The 18,817-nt window shown below is 35.2% G+C and carries 14 protein-coding genes; 10 read left to right on the forward strand and 4 right to left on the reverse strand.

Going from position 1 to position 18,817, the window contains the following annotated elements; genetic code table 11:
• Positions 1-345 precede the first annotated feature (345 nt).
• Positions 346-651, forward strand: coding sequence for an ArsR/SmtB family transcription factor (locus BN1242_RS06155; RefSeq protein WP_062352871.1), 306 nt, complete (start codon positions 346-348; stop codon positions 649-651).
• A 67-nt stretch (positions 652-718) separates the two neighbouring features.
• Positions 719-2,860, forward strand: coding sequence for a heavy metal translocating P-type ATPase (locus BN1242_RS06160; RefSeq protein WP_062352874.1), 2,142 nt, complete (start codon positions 719-721; stop codon positions 2,858-2,860).
• A 68-nt stretch (positions 2,861-2,928) separates the two neighbouring features.
• On the opposite strand, the gene proC is transcribed toward BN1242_RS06160, so the two are convergent.
• Both proC and BN1242_RS06170 read right to left on the reverse strand, forming a co-directional pair.
• Positions 2,929-3,735 (reverse strand): pyrroline-5-carboxylate reductase, encoded by an 807-nt coding sequence (gene proC, locus BN1242_RS06165; RefSeq protein WP_062352877.1) that lies wholly within the window; start codon positions 3,733-3,735, stop codon positions 2,929-2,931.
• A gap of 182 nt (positions 3,736-3,917) precedes the next feature.
• A complete protein-coding gene (locus BN1242_RS06170; protein WP_238985094.1) occupies positions 3,918-5,300 on the reverse strand; it encodes an MATE family efflux transporter in 1,383 nt (460 codons plus the stop codon).
• A gap of 454 nt (positions 5,301-5,754) precedes the next feature.
• Here BN1242_RS06170 and BN1242_RS06175 point away from each other — a divergent pair, with 454 nt between their 5' ends.
• From BN1242_RS06175 to BN1242_RS06195, 5 genes are all read left to right on the forward strand, one after another.
• Positions 5,755-7,473, forward strand: a complete 1,719-nt coding sequence (locus BN1242_RS06175) for an IS1634 family transposase (RefSeq protein ID WP_062352880.1) — start codon at positions 5,755-5,757, stop codon at positions 7,471-7,473.
• Positions 7,474-7,871: 398 nt separating this feature from the next.
• On the forward strand, positions 7,872-8,102 hold the full coding sequence (locus BN1242_RS06180) for a hypothetical protein (RefSeq protein ID WP_158661050.1): 231 nt from the start codon (positions 7,872-7,874) through the stop codon (positions 8,100-8,102).
• Between the two features lie 228 nt (positions 8,103-8,330).
• Positions 8,331-8,984, forward strand: a complete 654-nt coding sequence (locus BN1242_RS06185; protein ID WP_062352887.1) for a stage II sporulation protein M — start codon at positions 8,331-8,333, stop codon at positions 8,982-8,984.
• A 189-nt stretch (positions 8,985-9,173) separates the two neighbouring features.
• Positions 9,174-9,713, forward strand: coding sequence for an NfeD family membrane protein (locus tag BN1242_RS06190; protein ID WP_087941730.1), 540 nt, complete (start codon positions 9,174-9,176; stop codon positions 9,711-9,713).
• 118 nt (positions 9,714-9,831) lie between these two features.
• Positions 9,832-11,325 (forward strand): SPFH domain-containing protein, encoded by a 1,494-nt coding sequence (locus BN1242_RS06195; RefSeq protein WP_420806011.1) that lies wholly within the window; start codon positions 9,832-9,834, stop codon positions 11,323-11,325.
• 159 nt (positions 11,326-11,484) lie between these two features.
• Here the strand turns inward: BN1242_RS06195 and BN1242_RS06200 are convergent, their stop codons facing one another.
• Positions 11,485-12,687 (reverse strand): serpin family protein, encoded by a 1,203-nt coding sequence (locus BN1242_RS06200; protein WP_062352896.1) that lies wholly within the window; start codon positions 12,685-12,687, stop codon positions 11,485-11,487.
• A 355-nt stretch (positions 12,688-13,042) separates the two neighbouring features.
• Positions 13,043-15,712 carry a calcium-translocating P-type ATPase, PMCA-type gene (locus tag BN1242_RS06205; protein ID WP_062352899.1) on the reverse strand — a complete coding sequence of 890 codons (2,670 nt, stop codon included), beginning with the start codon at positions 15,710-15,712 and terminating at the stop codon, positions 13,043-13,045.
• Between the two features lie 350 nt (positions 15,713-16,062).
• Between BN1242_RS06205 and BN1242_RS06210 the strand changes: the two genes are divergently transcribed.
• From BN1242_RS06210 to BN1242_RS13975, 3 genes are all read left to right on the forward strand, one after another.
• Positions 16,063-16,290, forward strand: a complete 228-nt coding sequence (locus BN1242_RS06210; protein ID WP_062352902.1) for a FeoA family protein — start codon at positions 16,063-16,065, stop codon at positions 16,288-16,290.
• Positions 16,287-18,299, forward strand: a complete 2,013-nt coding sequence (feoB, locus tag BN1242_RS06215; protein ID WP_062353264.1) for a ferrous iron transport protein B — start codon at positions 16,287-16,289, stop codon at positions 18,297-18,299. Before BN1242_RS06210 ends, feoB begins: the two co-directional genes overlap by 4 nt.
• Positions 18,300-18,510: 211 nt before the next feature.
• A complete protein-coding gene (locus BN1242_RS13975) occupies positions 18,511-18,648 on the forward strand; it encodes a FeoB-associated Cys-rich membrane protein (protein WP_062352905.1) in 138 nt (45 codons plus the stop codon).
• Positions 18,649-18,817 lie beyond the last annotated feature (169 nt).

The raw sequence follows: 18,817 nt of genomic DNA on the forward strand, positions 1-18,817 counted from the left end.
TTCGCTTCAGTTGGAAAAAGAAACGGTGAAAACTAGTGCAAATGACTCTTTAGAGATTCACTCGTTTATCACTGAAGCGAAGTATATTTTAGGGTGATATATTCCTAAGATCGTCGTTCAGTTGGTCATTCATTCCATCCAATACAATAGAAAACTAGTCAGGACAGCTTAAAAAGCTGTCTTTTTTATGCAAAAAATACATCGATAAAGCCATTTCTAACTAATGAAAACGATTTTTCATTTGTTTGACACTTTTATAAATTAGGCTTATTATAGGTTTATAATATGAACATATATTCATGTATTGACATACAATAAAGTACCATTCGTGAAAGGATGTAGGAAATGAGTAAGGGAAATGACTTTTTAGATGAAGAAACGTTATTTATTGTCTCGCAAACTTTTAAAGCACTTTCCGAACCAACTCGGATAAAAATACTTCATCTTTTGTCTGAACGGGAACATTCCGTAAACGAAATTGCAGAAAGATTAGGTATGTTGCAAACGACGGTCTCACATCAACTGCGATTTTTAAAAAATTTACGTTTAGTTAAATATCGACGGGAAGGAACAACGATCTTTTATTCCCATGATGATGAACATGTGATGACTATTTTAGAACAGACGATTGATCATGCAAGACATCATTAAGTATATGAGAATTTAGTCATGGCTAATAATAAGGTACGTGTAAAAACGCTAACACGAGGTGATAGTTTTGGCAGAGTATAAGTTAAAAGGGTTGTCTTGTGCAAACTGTGCGAGAGAATTACAAGAAGCCATTCAAAAATTAGAAAATGGGCAAAATGCGAAAGTTCTTTATAATAGTGGGAAATTAATTGTCGACGAACAGGTCAATATGAAAAAAGTAGAAAAAATTTTAGCTTCAGACGGTGCTTTTATTGTAAATAAGACAGATAACGGGGATCCAAATAGGCTAACTAGGACGGAAAGTCATAATCATAGTCATGGGCATGACCATGTACATGAACATACCAATCAAAAGTTAAAAGTGCTATTATCCTTAGCAACAACGGTATTTATACTAACGATAATCTTTGAAAACAATCTCCCACCGAGTATAGCGATTGGTAGCTTTTTGTTTGCTACAGCAATAAGTGGTTATACGACTTTCTTGAAGGGTTTGAAAAATTTAACGCAATTCAAATTTAATATTGATACGTTAATGACGATTGCCTTAATTGGTGCTTTTAGTATCGGTGAATGGAAAGAAGGAACTTTAGTAGCGATTTTATTCGGGTTAAATGAGTATTTAGAAGGACTCGGAATGGAAAAGGCACGTAAGTCAATGGAAGAGCTGTTAAAGGTAGCGCCAAAAGAAGCAACCATACTGGATAATGGCTTAGAAAAAATCGTTCCAGTTGGCTCTTTGCAAAAGGGACAAATTGTTTTAGTGCGATCAGGTGAAAAAATTCCTTCCGACGGTGTTATCCTGGACGGAAGGAGTTCGGTCAATGAAGCGGCAATCACTGGCGAGTCTTTACCTGTTGAAAAAAAGGTCAATGATACAGTTCTTGGAGGCAGTATTAATAATGAAGGCTTGCTAAAAGTAGAAATTACGAAAGCATACGAAGACTCTTCTTTAGCAAAAATATTACATTTAGTGGAAGACGCTCAAGAGACAAAGACGCCAAAAGAGCTATTTATTGATCGCTTTGCCAAATACTATACTCCGTTAATTATCGTTATCGCAATTTTAGTGATGACAGTGCCACCGTTATTGTTTAACAGTGAATGGGGAGTTTGGTTTTATCAAGGGTTAGCTGTTTTAATTGTTGGCTGTCCGTGTGCACTTATTTTATCCTCACCAATCGCCTTAGTTTCCGGAATTACGCGGAATGCGAGAAATGGAATTTTAGTAAAAGGCGGAGTGTTCTTAGAACAGTTAGGTAAAATTGAAACAATTGCTTTTGATAAAACTGGGACATTAACAAAAGGAGAACCACATGTGTTAGAAGTAAAACAATATGATGAACTGTTTTTGTCGATAGCCGGCTCATTGGAAAAATCGTCCTCCCATCCCATTGCTAAGGCTATTATGAAAAAAATTATGGCTGAATCAGTACCAATAACCGATCCAGAACAATTACAAACGAACAGTGGACAAGGAATTGTTGGTGTGATAAACGGGCAAAAGTATTGGGCAGGGAATGAAAGTAACATTGGTCATATTAACTTTACGGACAAAATTCAAAACGATATTCACCTTTTAAAAGAAAAGGGTTATACCATTGTTATCGTTGCAGATAAAGAAAAAGTACTCGGTATATTCGGTATAGCAGATGAAATTCGCGAAGAAAGTCAACAAGTAATAAAAAACCTTTATGATGTTGGGATAAAGCAAACAGTGATGTTAACTGGTGATCATCAAAAAACGGCAGAAAAAGTGGCAGCAGAAGTCGGCGTAACGACCTACTACAGTAATTTATTACCTGAAGAGAAGGTAACAAAAATTAAAGAATTAACAAAAACTAAGCATGTAGCAATGGTTGGGGACGGAATTAATGACGCACCTGCACTAGCAACAGCGGATTTAGGAATTGCAATGGGAAAAGGGACAGATAGTGCTATTGAAACAGCCGATATCGTTCTCATGCAAGATCACTTAGGTAAATTACCCGAAGCAATCCGATTATCAAAAAGAGTGAACAAAATTATCGCCTTTAATATTAGCTTAGCTTTAGGGTTAAAAATTATCGCATTACTGTTGGCAATACCAGGATGGCTTACATTATGGATTGCTATATTATCGGACATGGGAGCGACTATTTTAGTTACGTTAATCAGTCTAACAATTTTAATCGGTCAAGGTCAGGAAAAACGGAACGTTACAACTTGAGTAAATGTAATTAACACCCGCTGCCCGCGTGACAGTGGGTGTTTTAAATAAAAAAAGATCTCCATCAATTATCCGTGAATCTGCTTTGCTTTTTCTAAATTCACCTTTACTGCTTCAATGACCGCTGAGCGAAGTCCCCTTTCTTCTAAACGTGCGACAGATTCAATAGTAGTACCCCCTGGCGAACAGACACTATCTTTCAATGCAGCAGGATGTAAATTCGTCTCCAACATCATTTTGGCAGCACCGAGAACAGCTTGAGCGGCAAAAACATATGCTTGACTGCGAGGCATTCCAAACATGACTGCACCATCTGCTAGCGCCTCGATAAACATATAAGTAAATGCAGGGGAAGAACCACCAACAGCTGTGACAACATCCATTAACCCTTCGTCGACAAACTCAACACGGCCAAAACAGGCAAATAAGCTTCGAATAATTTCTTTATCATCATCAGTTAAGTTATTATTAGCAGCAATACCAGTAATTCCTTCATTTACAAGTGATGGGGTATTTGGCATGGCTTTTACTATTTTAACGGGACGGTTAAATCGTCTTTCACATTTTTGGATGGACTCACCCGCAGCAACAATGATTAATATTGTTTCAGCAGGGATAATTTCTTTAATTTCCCGGATGACTGTTTCATACATATCCGATGTTACTGTAAGAAAAACGATATGAGCTTTTTCGGCTACTTCTGCGTTAGACTGGGCAATTGTCACTCCATATTTATTTTGAACTTCAATTAGACTAGGTGTAGATCGGTTCGATACGATTACTTGATTTTTCTCCACTAATCCAGATTTAATAATTCCTCCTAACATTGACTTGGCGATATTTCCGCATCCGATAAAACCAATTGTTTGTTTCATATACGGCCCTCTTTCTTAAAGAATCTATTTATCATACTTTCGGGAATTATAACAAATATATATTCATTTTAGTAGTTACATACATCTAATCAATAAGGTTTATAGTAGTCGCCGCCTTACACTAGAATCAACAGATCTCTAAAAGTCAACAATAAACCTTAACATAGCCTAATAATTAGAAATTAAATATTTGCTTTTTCCTCGTGCAGTAATACTTTTCTTTCCCAAGGTTTTGAATACCAGCGTTTCATTGCGAAGAAACCTCGAACCCATTCATCCATCCCTTGGGCAATCCACACACCTAACAATCCTAAGCCCCACATAATCCCGAACAAGTAGCTGAATAATACTGCAATACCCCACATACAAATAATTCCAATGACTACTGGGAAACGGACATCACCAGCTGATTTTAAAGAACCCATTAACACAATATTCATTGCACGTCCAGGTTCAATAAACGCTACTGCCCAAAGTACGGGAACTCCGACAGCAATAATTTCTGGATTATCGGTAAACACTCTTAGAAGCGGTTCTCCAATTAAAGCTATTAATAATGAAGTAGCGAAAGAGGCAAGCATCGCAATCTTCAATGTAGTTATCCCACGTTTCAGTGCACGATCATATTGTCTGCCTCCGATATATCTGGCAACGAGAAGCTGTGTTCCTTGTGCAATTGCCAAAGTAAATAGGTAGCAAAGCATGGAAATATTTAAAATATATACACGGGCTGCCAGGGATGCTGCGCCTAATGAGGCTACAAAACCAGTCATAACAATTTGAGAAAATTGATAGGACATATTTTCTCCTGCTGATGGAATCCCAATTTCTAGCAAATCTTTAATATCTTTCTTATGAAGATGGAAGATATCTTTTAGATTTAAAATAATCGATAGTTTTTTAATAAGTAAAAAGTATAAAGCAATAACAACAAAAACCCTTGCAATTACTATAGCCCACGATACGCCAACAACACCAGTTATTGGAAATCCGAACAGGCCTTTAATTGCAATAATGTTTCCGCCGACACTAATTAAATTCATGAAAACTGTTACAATCATCGTTTCTTTCGTGTGACCATGACTTCTTAAAACAGCGCTGAAAACTAAGGCAACGGACTCTAAAAATAACGAGATACCAGTAATTTTTAAAAATGTTAGAGCATAATGATGGACGTTCTCATCAAGTCCATAAAAAGCTAACAATTGTTCGCCAAATAAGAAGGCGACGGTAGCCATTATAATACCTATCCAAAAGTTGAAGCCAAATGCCGATCTCGCTAACCTTCTAGCTTGTTTAAACCGATTGGCACCAAGATTTTGTCCAATCAATATCGTTGCACCGACACTTGTAATATTAAAGACTAAAATAAAGATACTTAACAATTGATTTGCTACCCCTACGCCAGCTGCGGCATTGTCAGAATAGTGGCTGAGCATGAAAGTGGCAATAATTCCAAGTGCCATATGTAAAGATAATTCGATAAACAATGGCCATGTGATCGAAAACAAAGTTTGTTCTTGATATTTATTTATTGGATTTGTTTGTTTTGTCTGCGCTGTCAATTTGGCTTCCCTCTTTACTAAAAGTTTTCATATAAACTATATTGTACTCTGTTTCACAAAAAAGTGAAAGGAGTAATTTTTTACATCACGTTACATATTTTTTCTCTTTATATGAAAAATTGCTCTTTTTCCTTTGCATAGTTTGCTTTGATTTGCGTACCTTATGGAGTAGTAAAAGTATTTCCTTATTTTATTCCCGCAAGATAGATGGTTAATCATACAAAATATCATTTGGAGCATCTGAATTTTTGTAAGAAGGGATGAAGTGCTGGCAATCATAACTATTGTGGCATTTCGTGGATTGCTATCGGGAGTTTGACAGTTGATAATTTTAAAAAGTGTGCTTAAGCCCTGACATGGCTTATTTTTTTTGTCAATTTTCTTGTTTAATTATTGAGTACTATTTAGTACTATGATAAAATATAGTTAACTACAATGAATCGGGGAATCAACTATGCGTATTAAAAAGAGTGTCTCAAAAAATTCAGTTTCTTATTCAGTAATTGAAAATGTTCGTGACATAAATGGAAAATCAACCACCAAAGTGGTCGAAGCTTTAGGTAATGAAGATGAGATTCGTGCAAAGCACCCCGGTGTAGATCCAGAGGAATGGGCACGTGCTTATGCAAAAAAGCTAACTGAGGAAAAGAAAAAGGAACAGGCCCCAATTATAGCAAAGTATCATCCTCGGAAATTGATTAATAAGAATCAACGTCGATCCTATAATGTTGGTTATTTGTTTTTACAATCAATTTATTATCAGCTAGGTTTATCACAGGCAATAAAAGGGATTCAAGAAAAATACAAATTCCAATTTGATTTAAATGAGATATTATCCAAATTAATTTATATGCGAGTTCTCCACCCTACTTCTAAAAAGAACTCATTTGAGCAAGCAAAATCTTTATTAGAAGGGATTCATTGTGAGCCACATCAAATGTATCGTGCACTAGATATACTACATAAAGAAACAGATTTCATTCAGCAAGTCGCATATAAAAACAGCTTAAAGTTAGTAGATCGTCATTCGAAGATTTTGTATTATGACTGTACTAATTATTATTTTGAAATCGAAGAAGAGGAAGGATATAAACGAAATGGCATCTCAAAAGAAAACCGCCCGAATCCAATTGTTCAAATGGGACTATTCATGGATGCCTCTGGCCTCCCCCTCGCCTTTTCTATCTTTCCAGGTAATGAAAATGAACAGGGTTCTCTGAAACCGCTGGAAAAGAGAATTCTAAAGGATTTTGAATTATCGGAAATAATTGTTTGTACAGATGCCGGTTTATCGTCTGAAAAAAACCGTATATATAATACGCTAGGAAATCGAGGATTTATAACGACTCAATCCATAAAAAAGCTTAAAAAACATTTAAAAGAGTGGGTACTAGATCCAGAAGGATGGCACATCACCGCAGGTGATAAAGGGATTAACCTTTCAGATATTGATGATAGCCCAAACAACAAAAATACCTATTTTAAAGAACGCTGGATTAAAGAAGGTGAAATAGAGCAACGATTACTTGTCACTTTTTCACCCAAGTATAAACATTATCAACAAACCATTCGTGAACGGCAGATTAATCGAGCGTTAAAAAAGATTGACAAGCCATCGACTTTAAAAAAGAAAAGAGCAAACGATCCAGCACGTTTTATAACAGCAATTCATGCGACAAAAGATGGTGAAATTGCTGAAAAAACACATTTTTCAATAGATGAAGCAGCAATCCAAAAGGAAGCACAATACGATGGTTTTTATGGGATTTGTACAAATCTTGAATCTGATCCAAAAGAGTTAATACGCATAAATCATAAACGTTGGGAAATCGAAGAAACATTTCGTGTCATGAAAAGCGAATTAAAATCTAGACCGGTTTATGTGAAAAAAGACTGCAGGATAGAGGCACATTTTCTCACCTGTTTTCTAGCTTTATTGATTTATCGGTTATTAGAAAAAAGAGTAGATGAACAATTCACTTGCCATGAAATTATACAAACTTTACGAGAGATGAAAATGATGGAGTTATCAGGGGAAGGCTATATTCCAGATTACGAACGAACGGATATAACAGATAGGTTGCATGAAGTATTTTCTTTTCGAACAGATTATGAAATTGTCCTAACGAAAGATATAAAAAAAATTTTAAAGCAAACGAAAAAAGGAAAATAGTACTCATTTTTTAACCAAATTAAAAACCTTCCAAAACCCTATGTATCAAGGGTTCGGAAGGTTTTTAGCTAAATTAACTGTCAAACTTGAGATATTGTACTCTGTTTCACAAAAAAGTGAAAGGAGTAATTTTTTACATCACGTTACATATTTTTTCTCTTTATATGAAAAATTGCTCTTTTTCCTTTGCATAGTTTGCTTTGATTTGCGTACCTTATGGAGTAGTAAAAGTATTTCCTTATTTTATTCCCGCAAGATAGATGGTTAATCATACAAAATATCATTTGGAGCATCTGAATTTTTGTAAGAAGGGATGAAGTGCTGGCAATCATAACTATTGTGGCATTTCGTGGATTGCTATCTGCCAATATATAAACAATTATTTTAAGAAAGCATAAATGAAAGGATGGTATTATAATTATATGAAGGAAAATAAGAAGACAAGCCACTTAATAACAAATGCATCAGAGCAGGAGGAAATTTCCGTAAACACAGAAATGAACTCCAAATTTCCATTTCAATCGGAACGCTATCAACATGGCGATTCGGTTGCTGAACATAAAAATTTAGAGGAGGCAAATCTTTTTCTTAATAAGGGAGAAATTGGGCAGCAGAGAGAAAATAATTGAATGTCAGTAAGACCCCCACCTCCAATTTTGCTTAAAACGGGTAAAATTAGGTGGGAGGTGCAAGTTCCAAAATGCGCCTGATTAATTGGTTAGTTCAACACGATAATATTCTATTAATTTGAAACGAATCTAATACAATATCGTATATATTATTATCGTTAAAAAATCATCTTTTACAGGACAGCCCATGTATAATAGTTTGCTAAATGATAATGTGAGGTGTAAAACATGAAAGTTGCTAATTTCAAAGAACACGTAAAAGGTATTTATAAGGAACAATGGATTTCTTTTAAAAACTATTATTGGAAGTATTTTGTAATTATGTTGCTATTATTTATTTTTAGTAGTCTCGGAGTATATTACTTAGTTAAAAATAATGAAGAACTCGTATTATCTGTGATGAAGGAAATTTTAACACTTTTTGAAGAAAAGAATCTTTTATCACCAGATCAAACGAGTTTGCAATTGGCATATGGTTTATTTTTAAATAATAGTCTTGCCAGCTTGCTTATTTTTTTGACTGGAATTATTCCTATTTTTCTACCTTCCATCGGAATTATTGTCCTTAATGGTGGTATAATTGGAATAGTACTAGCCTTCATTAATATGACGGGACAATCTGTTGCATCCACGCTGTTTGCTAGTGTGGTCCCACATGGAATATTTGAAATTCCTGCTATCGTATTATCAGGAGCATTAGCTTTTTACGTTACAATCGGTATTTATCGAAAGATTAATGATGCAAACTTTTCTTTTAAACAAGTATTATGGAATGCTTGTAAAACATTTATTTTCGTTTGTATCCCTTTATTAATTCTCGCCGCTAGTATCGAAGCATTCATTACCCCATGGATAATGGACCAATTTTTATCACAGCCATAACAAAAAACAATCTTTTCCAAAGTGATAAAAGGAACAATTTCGTAGATAGTCGCTTCCTTTTGTTATGTTTTATAAAATTATGATTAGAAAAAATAGTTTTTAATTTAGTAAATCATGAAACCTTCAAACGAAAACATTCGTATGAACAAGTAACAGTTACCTTTGAAAAAGATGAAATGGGTGATGTGTATGGAGTTGTTTGGAGTGCCAATTCAAACAGTGTATTTATGGGTTTTAATTATAGCTGGTGCATTTACATTACTGTATATTTTGTTTGGGGATTTATTGGATGGAGTTTTTGAAGCTCTGCCATTCTTTAATCCAGCACTTATTTTTGTATTTCTTGTTTTTTTATCCGCCACTGGCTACATTTTAGAATTAGCTACCTCACTAAGCAGTATATTAATTTTGATTATCGCGACAGTAGGGGCGTTAATCTTAACGATATTACTAAATATATTTGTCTTTGTCCCACTTAAATCGGCTGAAGAATCATTAGTATATCGGGAAGATTCTTTAAAAGGTAGGGTTGGAAAAGTTATTATACCGATACCGAAAGATGGTTTCGGTGAAGTAATAATTGACAGTAATAGCGGGAGAATTGCAAAGTCTGCGACCGGTTTTGATAATGAAGAAATAAAGGAAGGAATAGACGTCCTCATTATCGATGTGAAAAATGGCGTTTTGTATGTTCGACCTTACGATGAAAAAAGTATCTTTAGTTATTAAATCGTTGCGTTAGAAAAAAATTAGATAATTCTAGGGAAAAGACACTTCCTATCATTAATGGAAGGTTTTTATAAAAAATGATCAATTAGGGGGAATGTATATGCCACTTGGCAGCGGTATGCTCATATTAATTGTAGTAGTCGTATTTTTGCTTTTAGCACTTATTGGAGTATTTGTTACAAAATACCGTACAGCAGGACCAGACGAAGCGTTAATCGTAACTGGTAGTTATTTAGGTAATAAAAATGTCCACATTGACGAATCTGGCAATAAAATTAAAATTATTCGTGGTGGCGGAACATTTGTGTTACCTGTATTTCAAAAGGCCGAGCCATTAAGCTTGTTATCTAGTAAACTCGATGTCTCTACTCCTGAAGTTTATACAGAGCAAGGTGTTCCTGTAATGGCAGATGGTACAGCCATTATTAAAGTTGGTAGTTCTATCGGTGAAATTGCAACTGCAGCTGAACAGTTTTTAGGTAAAACAAAGCAAGACCTTGAAAATGAAGCTCGTGAAGTATTGGAAGGTCACCTCCGATCCATTTTAGGCTCTATGACTGTAGAAGAGATTTACAAAAATCGTGATAAGTTCTCTCAAGAAGTACAACGAGTAGCAACACAAGACTTAGCTAAAATGGGTTTGACAATCGTATCTTTTACAATAAAAGATGTTCGTGATAAAAATGGATATCTCGATTCACTAGGTAAACCAAGAATTGCACAAGTAAAACGCGATGCTGAAATAGCAGAAGCAGAAGCGGATAAAGAAACGAGAATAAGTAAAGCAGAAGCGGATAAAGAAGCGAAAAGATCGGAACTGGAAAGAGCGACAGAAATCGCTGAGGCAGAAAAAGAAAACCAATTAAAAATTGCCGAGTATCGTCGCGAGCAAGATATTGCAAAAGCACGTGCTGACCAAGCGTACGACTTAGAAACAGCTCGCGCAAAACAAGAAGTAACAGAACAAGAGATGCAAGTTAAAATTATTGAGAGACAAAAGCAAATTGAGTTAGAAGAAAAGGAAATTTTGCGTCGTGAGAAACAGTACGACTCAGAAGTAAAGAAAAAAGCAGATGCGGACCGTTATTCGGTAGAACAATCGGCAGCTGCAGAAAAAGCAAAACAAATGGCAGAAGCGGATGCCCATAAGTACCGAATCGAGGCAATGGCAAAAGCAGAAGCAGAACGGATTCGTATGGATGGGTTAGCAAAAGCAGAAGCTCAAAAAGCACAAGGGGAAGCAGAAGCAGAAATTATCCGTCTAAAAGGTTTGGCAGAAGCAGAAGCAAAACAGAAAGTGGCAGAAGCTTTCGAACGTTTCGGTCAAGCGGCTGTATTAGACATGATCTTAAAAATGCTTCCTGAATATGCAAAGCAAGTTGCTGCACCGCTTGCAAATATTGACAAAATTACTGTCGTTGATACTGGTGCTAGCGGTCCAAATGGTGGTGCCAATAAAATTACTGGATATGCAACAAACTTAATGGCATCATTACAAGAAACATTAAAAGAATCGTCTGGGATTGATGTAAAAGAATTGTTGGAAAATATATCTGGGAAAAATATAGAGCAAAAAACATCTACATTATCAACAACTGGAAAAGAAGATTAATTTAGTATTAAGGATCATTTGGAATGAGAAATAAAGGGATGTCCGAAAATTGATTAGCCGAATACGAAAATGCAAGATAGAAGATCAATGTGGAGAAACTGCTTTGCTTTTATCTTGAACATCGGATTCTAGTTATCCAATTTCAGACGTCCCTGCTTTTTATTTTGCGGCTGGATTATTCACTTCACCCATAAATAAAATTAAGCCAGAATCGTTATCTTGAATAGCAAAAAAGAATGGCCGATTTACAATCATTTGAAAGCTATCCATCGCTGCAGTCTCTTTCACTGCTACAGAAGTAACTGCTGCTGCTTCCGTTCCTTTTTCATTAACATCAATAAAACTTTTATGTTTCACTTCATCAATGAAAACCCCACCATTTTCCACCATTTTGCTAAAGTCTGCACCCCCGCTAAAGGCAATTTCCATCCCTAAGTTCATTAAAGGCTCATTTAATTGAACATCATATTCCATTTTAAATTTCGGGAGTTTAATCGTTCCTTCCATTTCGTGCAATTGGGTCTTCCAGTTATTCCAGTTTTCAAAAGACATGTTTTCATATAGGTCAGTGAGATGTTGCCCCTCTTTTGGCAGAAGAATAATCATACTCATTTCGTTTCCGCTATATGGTAAATCAATCGCTTGAAATAAATCTGATTCAAAGTATCGATAGGATCCTTCTTGAAACATAAAAGGATGACGCACATTTTCTGTTCCATTTATGAAAAATTCATCTTCATAAGTCCTTTTTTTATCGAAAGGTTTTTGCCAATGGCCGTTAAAGTATATGGCGTTAATTAAATAGGCGACAGTATTAGGGTCAATTGAGTCGTCAATGATCTTATCGATTTTTTTCTTCGTGCTTTCTCTCACCCATTTATTTATTTCATCGGCCGTTTTTGGATTTTGCATGTCTACTTCGCGCACGGTCGCATCATAATAATTCTTTGTATCATTTATAAAGTCATCTACAAAAGGATACCCTTCTTTTAGCCAGATCGAATTACCAATGGATAATTTTACTTTTGCTTTTTTATTTGACACTTTATTTAAGAATGATGCATAGGCACGATTCACTTCCTCTAGTTGTAATTGGTCGATATGAAGAACGGATGCCATTTGTTCTTTCGTTTCTGTTGCTGCTCCGTTATAAGTCATCGCAAGAGCTAAATGAACGCTAATGGGGGAAAAAAGGGTGTTTTCCTCTTTTAATAAACGTAATTCGTCCAATAAATCAAAGGCAAATTGATTGCTTGCATCGGTCACCATCTTATAATCATCCTTGGAAAAATTTGCCTTCCCACTCGTACTGCATGCTGCCAATATTAGGATTAGGGCAATACTTGCAATTTTCTTCCACACTCGTCACTACCTCCTTTAAAATAATCATTTTTTGGCTCTTTTTACTTCAACAGACAAAGATAACTAAAAAATAATAAAACCTATTTGAAAAGAACTTTTTAATTAGACGATATTTTATGGAAAAAGTTCCACTTTACTTTGATGAAAAGAGAATCTCAATGTAAGGTAGGCAGGTGTAATAACTCGTGTTTTCATGACTATATCAAGTAGAACATATCTGTTTCAAATATTTACACTACAATTAAATATAAGTTTATTCTATTCATTTACTCCTTCACGTTCGTTAGAATTAGAAAAAATGGACTGACAATCTCACCATTTCGGTAAGCTAGCCAGTCCAAAACGTATCCTTTATTTATTGATGATCAAAAATTCTTCGTCCTGCTTTAAATAATTCATTTGCGATAATAGGTATTAGGGAAACACCAATTACGAATAACCAGTCATTTCCAGATAACAAATGAATTCCAAAGACGTCATGCAAGAAAGGAATATATACTAATGCTAATTGGATTAAAATCCCGACTATAATAGCACCAATTAAATATTTATTAGTAAATAAACCAATTTGGAAAATTGATTTTTTTCTACTACGTAAGTTTAGTGAATGGAATAACTGCGATACACTTAACGTAATAAAGGCCATCGTTTGGGCATGGGTTAGTGCATCGTTAGATATATTTCCGTAATCAATGGAGAATATGGAACTAGCACCAGTGTAAAAGCGCAATCCTTCAATGAAAGCGAAAAGTGTAATAAACCCGATTAATATTCCATTTAATAAAGAGAAGGTACCACCACCATGGGCAAATATACTTTCTTTCGGATTACGTGGTTTATCTTTCATTACTTCAGGGTCATCTGGATCCATACCTAGTGCAATTGCAGGTAAAGTGTCGGTAATTAAGTTAACCCACAAAATTTGTACAGCTGTTAATGGGGCAGGCCAACCTAACAAAATTCCGATAAACAGTGCAGTAATCTCTCCTAAATTACAGGAAAGTAGGAAGAGGATTGACTTTTTAATATTTTGGAAAATATTTCGCCCTTCTTCCACTGCTGCAACGATCGTTTTAAAATTATCATCCGTTAAGACAATATCAGCAGCTCCTTTTGCCACATCCGTTCCAGTAATCCCCATGGCTACACCGACATCTGCTTGCTTTAATGAAGGCGCATCATTAACCCCATCACCAGTCATAGAAGCAATATGTCCATTTTCTTTTAATGCCTTGACTATCCTAACTTTATGCTCAGGAGAAACACGGGCAAAGACCCGTAGCTTATCTACTTTATCTTTTAACTCTGTATCACTAAGCTCATTTAATTGTTGTCCAGTCATTGTTTCTACTTCATCTTCAGCAATACCTAATTCCTTTGCGATTGCAAAAGCCGTTTTTTGATGATCACCAGTAATCATAACGGTTCGAATACCAGCATCTTTACATTCTTTAATGGAAGCCTTCACTTCTTCTCTTGGTGGGTCAATCATACCAACAAGACCGAGGAAAGTTAAATTATCTTCCAACGTTTCATTAAATTGAGACTCAGAACTAATCTCTCTTTTTGCCACTGCTAATACACGAAGAGCAGCTTCTGACATTTGGTTTGATATTGCGGTAATATCTTCCTTGTCTCGATCTGTAAAAGGTACTGCTTGTCCATTTTTCATAATGGAAGTAATTCTTGGCATCAAACTTTCTAATGCACCTTTTGTAAAGGAAGTATAATGATTATTCACTTTATGAACCGTTGTCATCATTTTTCGGTCTGAATCAAACGGGATTTCAAAAGTTCTTGGAAATTGTGATTCTAATTGTTGTTTTGAAAAACCGACATCAATTCCAGCTTGGATTAGAGCAATCTCTGTAGGGTCACCAGCTGTTTTGTCATTTTGAATAACTGCATCATTACATAACATCATCCCAACTATAAAGTCTTCTGTCGTTTTTTCATTTACTTGCAATTTGTTAATGGTTGTATATTCTCCGTTAACATAGGCTTTTGTAACAGTCATTTTGTTTTGTGTTAACGTTCCAGTTTTATCAGAACAGATTACGCTCACTGCACCTAATGTTTCTACAGCTGGTAATTTCCGAACGATTGCATTTTGTTTAATCATCCGTTGGACACCAATTGCTAAAACGATGGTGACAATAGCTAGCAAACCTTCTGGAATAGCCGCAACAGCTAAACTAACAGCAATTAAAAACATGTCAAGAACATCACGACCTTGGAAATAGCCGACGAAGAACATGATAATACAGACAAGGATTGCCCCAATTCCTAATATTTTTCCTAGTTCATCAAGTTTTTTCTGTAAAGGAGTAACCTCCTTATTTTGGCCACCTAGCATACTGGCAATTTTTCCAATCTCGGTTTTCATGCCTGTACCAACAACTACCCCAATACCACGACCGTATGTGGATAAAGTGGACATGAAGCCCATGTTCACTTGGTCGCCTAGAGGAACTTCATCTGAAGAATGCCAATTAGCTTCTTTATTAACAGGAACAGATTCCCCGGTTAATGCAGATTCTTCTATTTGTAAGTTCGCAGTTTCAACAAACCGCAAATCGGCAGGTATAAACCGCCCAGCATCAATAATCACAACATCTCCAGGTACTACTTGTTCGGAAGGTATTTCTTTCACTTCGCCATCTCTTCTTACGACAGCTTTCGGGGTGGACATTTTTTTCAATTCTTCTAACGCCTTTTCAGCTTTTGATTCTTGTACAATACCGATAACGGCGTTCAATACAATGACAATTAAAATAATAATGGCATCGCTAATTTCTCCTACGATGGCAGAAACAACAGCAGCACCAATCAATATGTAGATTAGCATTGAATTGATTTGTTCCCAAAGCATTTTCCAAATGGACGTCTTTTGTTGTTCCTCAAATTGATTAGGCCCATACTCTTTCAAACGTTTTTCGGCTTCTTGGCTGCTAAGACCTGATTCTACATTTGTGTTTAACTCTTTTACAGTGTCTTCTGTTGATTTCGAATACCACAGTGACAACAACTATCACTTCTTTCTTCTTTATTTTTGTTAGATATAAAAAAATGTTTCTAATTAATATTGTAAAGTTAATTTTATAATTAATTCAAGCGGTTTTTGAATAATAGTTCACATTTTTATTATCTCAAGAACAATTCATTCTAAACGGGAAAAATGAAGTTTTCATTTTTAGCTATTTCAAAAAACTGTTAAAGAAAATTTCGATTTACTCTATATGCAAATTGTGAAAATAGTATTATAATCAATATATATAAATGAGAATCATTTTCACTTTGATTGACAAGGTGAGACCGTTTTTCATTACCATTGAGAATGGTTCTCAATTGTTGGTAAAATAGGAGGGTTTTCCTATGGTGTTATCAGATTTACTACAAGGTCAAAAAGCAAAAATACAAGATTTATCTTCATTAAACTCCATTGTAAAGAAGCGATTAACTGATTTAGGATTCCGTGAAGGACAAGAAATTAATGTAAAAACAATCATGCCTTTTGGCGGTCCTTGCATGATTGAGTCATTTGGTCAATGCATTGGAATTCGTAAAAAAGAGGCAAAATGTATCAAGGTCACAGTTCAATGACGGAAGTGGCGTTATTCGGTAATCCAAATACAGGTAAAACTTCTTTATTTAATCAATTAACTGGTTCCTATGAATATGTTGGGAATTGGAGTGGGGTAACGGTAGAGAAGAAGGTAGGTCTCTTAAAAGATAAACAAGTAACGTTAATTGATTTGCCAGGAGTTTATTCTTTAAATCCGCTATCTGAAGATGAAAAGGTAGTATCTAATTTTTTATTATATGAAAAATTTACTTCGATACTCAATATCGTAGATGCATCTCAACTAGAAAGAAATTTAAAACTCACTTTACAATTATTGGAATATGAAAAACCAGTTACGATTGGTCTTAATATGATAGACGTTGCAAAAAGTCGAGGATTACACATCGATATTAATAAATTAATGGAGAAGTTAGGTACGAAGGTCTATCCGATTATCGCAAGGACTGGTAAAAATTGTCATATATTAGTAGATGAATTATCGAAACAACAAGACAATAAAAAAAGTAGTTTTCAACTGAATTATGGTGATGTCATTGAAGAGGGAATTGCTAAATTCTCTCGTGCTTTAACTAATAGAAAAGTAAATGCACCTATACGTTGGTTAGCCATTCAAGCATTTGACGGTAATCAAGTTGTTGTACAGTATCTCGGAACAATACTAACGAATGAATTAGTTAATGATATTATCCGTGAGACTGAGGAAAAATTAATGAAAAGTGGAATTGCAACAAACCTAATAGAGAGAATTGAAATTGTTAGGTTACATTATATTCGCCATATTTTATCCTCAAGCACAACACATATGTTAACTAATGAGCAAACCTTTTCTGATCGTTTAGATAAAATATTTACACATCGATTTATCGGTATTCCATTGTTTTTTGCAATAATGTTTTTAATGTTTATGGTGACTTTTAATTGGATCGGATTTCCTTTGTCCGATGTATTGGAAGGGTTCATTACAGGACCTTTAACGACTATGATTGCTCAAGGTTTAACAAGTTTAGGTGTATCGAGTTTTATTCAATCGTTATTGTTAGATGGAATTATACCTGGTGTCGGTGGAGTGTTAGTATTCGTACCGCAAATTTTTCTATTGTTTTTCTTTATTTCCTTATTAGAAGACTCTGGTTATATGACAAGGGTTGCGTTATTAATGGATCGAACGATGGAAGGAATTGGTTTAAATGGTAAAGCATTTATTCCGATGATTATTGGCTTTGGCTGTAATGTACCCGGTATTATGGCAGCAAGAACAATTGAACAACCGAAAGAAAGACTAATTACAATCTTAATTACTCCGTTAATGTCTTGTTCTGCAAGATTGCCGATATATGCCTTGTTTGTAAGTACTTTTTTTGTAAAAAATCAAGCAATAGTCGTTTTCTCTTTATATATACTCGGAATTGTATTGGCACTTAGTTTGGCTAAACTATTTTCCAAAACAATACTAAAAAATGAGCAATCCATTTTTGTCATTGATTTACCTCCATATCGATTGCCACATATGCAAACATTAATGCGCAGTACGTGGGATAAAGGAAAGGGATTTGTAAAAAAAGCAGGTACTGTAATTTTTGGTGGAGCCGTTGTGATTTGGTTTTTATCGATTTCAGGAACAGCCGGTTTGAATGTGTCGATAGATAAAAGCTTTCTAGCAGCTATTGGCGGGATGATTGCTCCTATTCTATCTCCTCTAGGATTTGGAACTTGGCAAGCAGGTGCTTCATTAATAACCGGATTCTTTGCGAAAGAATCGATAGTGTCTACGATGAATATTATTTATCATACTGCAGATATGGATCAATTGCATAGTGTGATAGCTAGTGCGTTTACACCACTTACAGCTTACGCATTTTTAGCTTTTGTTTTATTGTATATCCCATGTTTGCCAACAGTTGCGACGATTAAGAAGGAAACTGGATCGTATAGATGGATGATTTTTACTATTATTTACACGTTTTTACTTGCGTATTTAGTTGGTTTTATCATTTATCAAGTTGGGAAATTTGTTGGGATAAGTTAATCGGCTATTGTGACGGCTAAAAAACAAGTTTGATTGCTAGGCCAATTACTAATTTAGAAGCATCCTTAAGATAAACTAAGGGGAACGGCTAAATAATAATAGTTTACCTTTTCCTACTTCGATCACGGGAGTTTTCCCTTATATGATGATGCGAAGTAAGCTCGAGGTGTCTGATAAGTGAAGGACAAACATTTTGGAAAGTAGGGATTAAATGGTTTTTGATATTTTATTAGGTGGAGGGATTTTTGGCTATGCTATTTGGCAATTATCCAAATATATAAAGAAAAGCCGCAAAGGAAAATGTGCGGCTTGTGAGTTGAACAAAAATTGTCAAACGAAATGTCATTAGTATATATTTGTAAGGGCAGTTCTAGATAAGCGAAACACAAAGGTGTTTTCTTCTGGAACTGCCCTTTTCTCTCATTGCTTGATTATGTAGTATTAAAGTCAACTCCCTACCTTAACTTGGTAAGTCTCTCACGTAACACGAGTGATTAGAGTGAAGTTGGCATAAATTA

The sequence above is a fragment of the Bacillus kwashiorkori genome, from assembly GCF_001375515.1.
Classification (GTDB): Bacteria; Bacillota; Bacilli; order Bacillales; family Caldibacillaceae; genus Bacillus_BK; species Bacillus_BK kwashiorkori.

What these genes read in the sequence shown, in the direction of transcription:
- BN1242_RS06155 (WP_062352871.1), top strand. Translation starts at nt 346, where the DNA reads ATGAGTAAGGGAAATGACTTTTTAGATGAAGAAACGTTATTTATTGTC.
- proC (WP_062352877.1), bottom strand. Translation starts at nt 3,735, where the DNA reads ATGAAACAAACAATTGGTTTTATCGGATGCGGAAATATCGCCAAGTCA.
- BN1242_RS06175 (WP_062352880.1), top strand. Translation starts at nt 5,755, where the DNA reads ATGCGTATTAAAAAGAGTGTCTCAAAAAATTCAGTTTCTTATTCAGTA.
- BN1242_RS06180 (WP_158661050.1), top strand. Translation starts at nt 7,872, where the DNA reads ATGAAAGGATGGTATTATAATTATATGAAGGAAAATAAGAAGACAAGC.
- BN1242_RS06185 (WP_062352887.1), top strand. Translation starts at nt 8,331, where the DNA reads ATGAAAGTTGCTAATTTCAAAGAACACGTAAAAGGTATTTATAAGGAA.
- BN1242_RS06190 (WP_087941730.1), top strand. Translation starts at nt 9,174, where the DNA reads ATGGAGTTGTTTGGAGTGCCAATTCAAACAGTGTATTTATGGGTTTTA.
- BN1242_RS06195 (WP_420806011.1), top strand. Translation starts at nt 9,832, where the DNA reads ATGCTCATATTAATTGTAGTAGTCGTATTTTTGCTTTTAGCACTTATT.
- BN1242_RS06210 (WP_062352902.1), top strand. Translation starts at nt 16,063, where the DNA reads ATGGTGTTATCAGATTTACTACAAGGTCAAAAAGCAAAAATACAAGAT.
- feoB (WP_062353264.1), top strand. Translation starts at nt 16,287, where the DNA reads ATGACGGAAGTGGCGTTATTCGGTAATCCAAATACAGGTAAAACTTCT.
- BN1242_RS13975 (WP_062352905.1), top strand. Translation starts at nt 18,511, where the DNA reads ATGGTTTTTGATATTTTATTAGGTGGAGGGATTTTTGGCTATGCTATT.